The organism is Flavobacterium pasteuri, assembly GCF_048286615.1.
Lineage (GTDB): Bacteria > Bacteroidota > Bacteroidia > Flavobacteriales > Flavobacteriaceae > Flavobacterium.
The window spans coordinates 534,724-541,036 of the sequence record NZ_JBLVPN010000002.1; the positions used below are offsets into that span (position 1 = coordinate 534,724).

General features: G+C 33.5%; 3 protein-coding genes. 1 reads left to right on the forward strand and 2 read right to left on the reverse strand.

What is annotated here, in order from left to right; genetic code table 11:
* Window positions 1-11: 11 nt before the first annotated feature.
* Both ACNQF6_RS04970 and ACNQF6_RS04975 read right to left on the reverse strand, forming a co-directional pair.
* The gene (locus tag ACNQF6_RS04970) at window positions 12-1,247 is read right to left on the reverse strand and encodes a metallophosphoesterase (RefSeq protein WP_417963785.1); all 1,236 of its coding nucleotides are present in this window, start codon (window positions 1,245-1,247) and stop codon (window positions 12-14) included.
* 179 nt (window positions 1,248-1,426) lie between these two features.
* A complete protein-coding gene (locus ACNQF6_RS04975) occupies window positions 1,427-2,929 on the reverse strand; it encodes a hypothetical protein (protein WP_417963787.1) in 1,503 nt (500 codons plus the stop codon).
* 359 nt (window positions 2,930-3,288) lie between these two features.
* Here ACNQF6_RS04975 and polA point away from each other — a divergent pair, with 359 nt between their 5' ends.
* Window positions 3,289-6,132 (forward strand): DNA polymerase I, encoded by a 2,844-nt coding sequence (polA, locus tag ACNQF6_RS04980; RefSeq protein WP_417963789.1) that lies wholly within the window; start codon window positions 3,289-3,291, stop codon window positions 6,130-6,132.
* Window positions 6,133-6,313 lie beyond the last annotated feature (181 nt).

Below are 6,313 nucleotides of genomic sequence, written 5' to 3' on the forward strand. Positions count from 1 at the left end.
TTTTAAACGAATTATGCCACATTAACACCTTTTTTTAGTTCGATGACCGTTATTTCCGGCATGATTCCTACTCTGCCAGGATAGGCATGAAACCCAAAACCTCTATTTACATAAACGTATCGCCCTAGATTTTCGTACAAACCAGCCCATTGTTTGTAAACATATTGTGCCAAACTCCACTTAAAATAACCTGGTATTTCTATTCCAAATTGCATTCCGTGTGTATGACCCGAAAGCGTGAGGTGATAATGCTTCTCATCATGTTGCACAACATGCTCCCAATGCGAAGGATCATGACTCATCAAGATCTTGAAATCTTCTTTCTTTAAAGACCCCGCAGCTTTGTTCAAATCTCCAGCCTGTTTGAAGTTATGACCCCAATTTTCGACACCAACCAATGCTATTTTGGCCTCTCCTTTTTCGATAAAAGTATGCTCATTCAGTAATAAATTGAAATCAATTTCACCATACAAACTTTTTATAGCTTTGAAATTATCCTCTTTTGCCGCTTCTGATGGCCAAGTTACATATTCGCCATAATCATGGTTTCCTAAAACGGAATATTTTCCATACTCATGTTTTTTAATCCTGTTAAAGGTCTCTATCCAAGGATGCATTTCTTTGGCGTCAGTATTCACAATATCTCCGGTAAACAAAATCATGTCTGAATTTTGTTCATTGACTAAATCTATTGCATAATTAATTTTCTCGGGATTATCAAAACTTCCGCTGTGAACGTCTGATATTTGAGTAATCGTAAAACCATCAAAAGCATCCGGTAAATCGGGAAAAAATATACGCTGCTTAATAACTTTATAATTGTATTTACCTATGGTCACTCCATATATTAAAGATAAAAAAGGAACAGCTGCGAGCCCAAGACCTAACTGGCTGATAAATTTTCTTCTTGAATTTAGAAAGTCTGTGTTTTTATCATAATTAGCAAAATAGTTAACAGTTCCGGCACCTAATCTAAAGATGTCTTCTCCCATTAATATCAATGTTATAATTAATTTTGGGACATAAACAATAAGCAACAAACCCATGATAACCATCATTTGTTTGGTTTGACCTACGGTTCGGTCAAATTGCATCAAAGAATAAACGATATATACTAAAACCAATATGCTAATACCCTGAATTGAATACAATACTGGCTTTGATTTTATTAAAGTTTTTAATACTTGAAAAGTATAAAGCTCAATAATAAGAAGGATTAAGCACAAGAATACGATACGAAAGATCATTTTAAAAAATTTTTAACAAAATAACAAATTATGAAATAATAATAAATTTTTATTAATCTAAATTTAACTAAAATATTCTACTTTCATCTTAAAAAGTTATTTAAAAAATAAAAAAGCTGAAATATCACTATTTCAGCCTTTTTATAATATTCAAAAATTTAAATATTGCAAAACAAGATTTATTTTACAGTCATGTTAAAAGAAAAAGTATCTACGTTAATCTTTGTACCAGTATTTATTCTCTTTAACCATAATTCAACAGACTCGTTTTGATTTAAAGATACAGAACCGCTAATAGGAAAAGCTTGTGTAAATCCACTGTTTGTATCAATATACGTTTCTGTTGCTGGAAGCGGTGTAATTGTACTTCCATTTGAGCCAACTTTCACAAAATAAAACACATAGACAGCGTTAGATCCCGAGGTGGATTCTATGAAGGCAATTGATGAGTTAACCTGAAATGAACGTGTCTTTTTCCCTCTATAAGTAAGTCTACCGGAAGTACTTGAACTAAATCTTAGTAGTTCATCGGTTGCAGTAACGTTTGTATTGACCTTATAGCCTACATTTTGAGTTGTTGCTACAGTTCTCGTAGAAGCTGTGTTACTGGGATCGTATAAGTTCCCTATGGCTGATGCATCTACTTCCGTTGGAATACCTGAACATCTTACATTCCAATTATTATCAAAATTATAACCTAAATAAGTAGCAGGTGTATACCCATTTACATATTTACCTGTAGAGACCGTACCAGTAAAGACAACTGATTCCATTACTGCATCACCTGTTATAGTTGGATTTGCACTAACATCTACTCCCACGGCTCCGCCATTTACTTCACAGAAACCACCTTGCTTTTGGATCAATGAAAATGTACCTGCAAACTTTTCAAAGGTCCCTGTATTATTACCAAACCAAGCCGTATTGCTTAATAAAACTCTAGTTGAGTTAGAATAAGTAATGCCTATTGTGTTTCCCGAATAATTAATCACTGAGAAAAACACTAATCCAAAACCACTTATAGTTCCAACATTGGCTGAGCCAGAAACTATAGAATCTCTAAATATAAAACTTTGGGTATTACCCGTAGCAATCAAATTAAAAACAGAACTACCTCCTGCAATAGTGAGATTTTTTACCGTTCCGCCCATTGCACCATCAAACAAGAAACCACTTGATTTAAACAGTATATCCTCATTTGCATCCAATCCAACTAAATAGGCATTGTTCAAATCAATAGGGAAATTAACATTTATCATTCCGTTTATTTCATAATAAGTACTACTATCTAAAACATATTTTGAGCCACCTCCAACAGCTAATTCTGCTGCCAAAACAGTAGCCAGAACATCAGTAGATTTAATTCTTTTAAACTTTAGTCTGCCCGTTGTACCACTATTTATTACATTCCATGCTGTTATAGTTGAATTGTAGTGGTAAAACGATTTTAAATCCGTATCATAAACCATTAAACCATCAGCCGGAGACGCAATAGCCGTTCTCTGCACGGTCGTCATTCTAGGCGTTAGCATCCCTTGGGTTGTTGATGAAACATCTAAGACTGAACTTGCATGAGGTGTAATAGTTCCTATGCCTACTTGAGCAAACACATTAGCAGTTATAATCATGAAAAATAACAAACAAGCTTGTAATACCTTTTTAGAAAAATAATTTTTTCTCATAATATAACGAATTAAAGATTAAATAAAAAGAACCTCATGAATTCAAAACTTCACATACAAATTTACAAAAAATAACGTTTAAATACATAAATAATCGTTTAAAAGCACTATTTCAATTAATATTTATATATATTCTTACAATTTAATACACAGTATTAAACTTTAAAAAAAATATTATTAGCTATTTTCTTTCAAAATAATTATTCGTAATTTATTCCGACTTAAAGAATTGATTGCAAAAAAAATTAGGTGAAATTTTTAGGAAACAAAAAAAAGCCCTCTTGTGTCAATCACAAGAAATATTTCACCCCTTTATCTCACAAGTTTTGTACTTTTGAAAACTTTACAAAATCACAATTATGTCACAACAAAAAAGACTTTTCCTTCTTGACGCCTATGCTTTGATCTTTCGAGGTTATTATGCTTTTATAAAAAATCCAAGAATCAACTCTAAAGGAATGGACACATCAGCCATTATGGGTTTCATGAATTCCTTAATGGATGTAATTAAAAGAGAAAAACCAGACCATTTAGCCGTTGCTTTTGATAATGGTGGGAGTCAATTAAGAAATGATATTTTTCCAGAATACAAAGCCCATCGCGACGCTACTCCCGAAGCTATTAAAATTGCGATTCCTTATATCCAAGATTTACTAAAAGCCATGCATATTCCTATTATAGAAGTAAAAGGATATGAAGCTGATGATTTAATTGGAACTATTGCTAAACAAGCAGAAAAACAGAATTACAAAGTCTTTATGGTTACGCCAGATAAGGATTTTGCACAGCTGGTTTCTGAAAATATATTCATGTATAAACCTGCCCGAATGGGTAATGGAATTGAAATTTGGGGGATTCCAGAGGTTTTGGCAAAATTTGAAATCGAAAGACCAGACCAAGTAATTGACTTTCTTGGAATGATGGGTGACGCTGCCGATAATATTCCGGGACTTCCTGGTGTAGGCGAAGTAACGGCTAAGAAACTGTTAAAGGAATTTGGAACCATGGAAAATCTTTTGGCAAATACTGACAAGCTAAAGGGGAAAATGAAAGAAAACATTGAAGCAAACAAAGAAAAAGGATTATTGTCTAAAACCTTGGCAACAATTTTACTGGATTGCCCCGTTATTTTTGATGAAGCCGATTATGAATTATCAACTCCAGATGTCGAAAAAACAGATGCACTTTTCAACGAATTAGAGTTTAGAAGAATGGCGGAACAATTTGATACCATATTCAAAAAAGACGGAGGTACAACCGACAACAGCAATCCGGTTGATGAAACTAAACTGTATAAAAAACCACAGCCAAAAAACGAGGAACAGTTCGACCTTTTTGGAAGTGCCATCCAAGATGATTCTTCAGAAGAAACCCGTCATCAATATTACAGTTCATTAGAAAATACAGCTCATTCCTACCAAATAATTCATGGTGATTTAGGACTAAAATTGCTGTTGCAAAATTTACAAAAGCAATCTTCTGTATGTTTTGATACAGAAACCACCGGACTTGATGCTTTGCACGCCGAATTAGTCGGAATTTCGTTTTCTTTCGAAAAAGGAAAAGGATTTTATGTTCCTTTTCCGGAAAATCAAGAAGAAGCACAAACTTTAATAGAAAAATTCATTCCTTTTTTCGAAAATGAAAACATCGAGAAAATTGGTCAGAATTTAAAATATGATTTAAAAATTCTTTCTAATTATAACATTACAGTAAAAGGGAAGCTATTTGATACGATGATTGCTCATTATCTGATTAATCCGGATATGCGTCATAATATGGATATTTTATCGGAAACATATTTGAAATATTCACCTCAATCCATTGAAACCTTAATTGGTAAAAAAGGAAAAAACCAAAAATCAATGCGCGACGTTGAATTGGAAGAAATCAAAGAATATGCTGTTGAAGATGCCGATGTAACCTTGCAACTTAAGGAAATATTCACCTTAGAATTAGATAAAACTGGAACCAAGAAACTTTTTGAGGAAATCGAAATTCCATTAGTAAAAGTTTTGGCTGATATGGAAAAAGAAGGAATTCGTGTTGATGTGGATTTCTTAAAATCACTATCAAAAACATTAGACGATGACATTAAAATATTAGAAGCAAACATATTTGAAACTGCCGGAGAGAAATTCAACCTGGCTTCTCCGAAACAACTGGGTGATGTTTTATTCGATAAACTAAAAATTGGAGGTCTAAAACAAAAGAAAACCAAAACCGGTCAATATGCAACTGGTGAAGAAATCTTAAGTTATTTAGCTGCTGAACACCCTATTGTAAAAGATATTCTGGATTGGCGACAATTAGTAAAATTGCAAAACACTTATGTCGAGGCTTTGCCAAACCAAGTAGACAAAATTACGCAACGTATCCATACCGATTATATGCAAACCGTTGCAGCAACTGGTCGTTTGAGTTCGAATAATCCCAACTTACAAAACATCCCGATTCGTACGGAGCGAGGAAGACAGATTAGAAAAGCATTTGTGGCCCGAGATGAAAATTACACTTTGGTTTCTGCGGATTATTCTCAAATAGAATTGCGTGTAATTGCTGCATTAAGCGGTGAAGAAAATATGATTAAGGCGTTTCAAAATCATGAAGACATTCATAAATCTACCGCTTCAAAAGTATTTAATGTGCCGCTAGAGGAAGTAACTCGCGAACAACGAAGTCATGCCAAAACGGTAAATTTTGGAATTATATATGGGGTTTCAGCTTTTGGATTGAGCAATCAAACTAACTTATCTCGCAAAGAGAGCGCTGATTTAATTGAGGCCTATTACCAAACCTATCCAAGATTAAAATCCTACATTCAAGAACAAATAGATTTTGCGAGAGACAATGGTTATGTGCAAACCATCCTAGGACGTCGTCGTTATTTGAAAGATATCAATTCGCAAAACGCCATTGTTCGCGGTGGTGCAGAACGAAATGCGGTAAATGCACCAATTCAAGGAAGTGCTGCAGATATTATCAAAATTGCAATGATCAATATTCATGAAAAATTAATTTCGGAAAATTGGAAAAGCAAAATGTTGTTACAGGTTCATGATGAACTTGTGTTTGACGTACATAATGACGAACTAGAAAAAATCAAACCAATGATTAAACATGAAATGGAAAATGCTTTCAAGTTAGAAGTTCCCTTAGATGTTGATTTAGGAGCTGGTAAAGATTGGCTAGAAGCGCATTAAAATTAATTTCACTAAAAAAAATCTCTAACCATTCAAAAACGATTAGAGATTTTTTTTTTGCTTTATGTCTAGTCCTGAAATAGCGATACACAAAAAGTACCGTTATGGAAAATCCTCAAGAAAGTCGCTATGTAAAGCGTACTCAAAAAGACTACTCGATGTCTTTTAAATTACAAATTGT

Excerpts from the sequence above, each read along its gene's own strand:
- ACNQF6_RS04975 (WP_417963787.1), bottom strand. The coding sequence starts at position 2,929 with ATGAGAAAAAATTATTTTTCTAAAAAGGTATTACAAGCTTGTTTGTTA.
- ACNQF6_RS04970 (WP_417963785.1), bottom strand. The coding sequence starts at position 1,247 with ATGATCTTTCGTATCGTATTCTTGTGCTTAATCCTTCTTATTATTGAG.
- polA (WP_417963789.1), top strand. The coding sequence starts at position 3,289 with ATGTCACAACAAAAAAGACTTTTCCTTCTTGACGCCTATGCTTTGATC.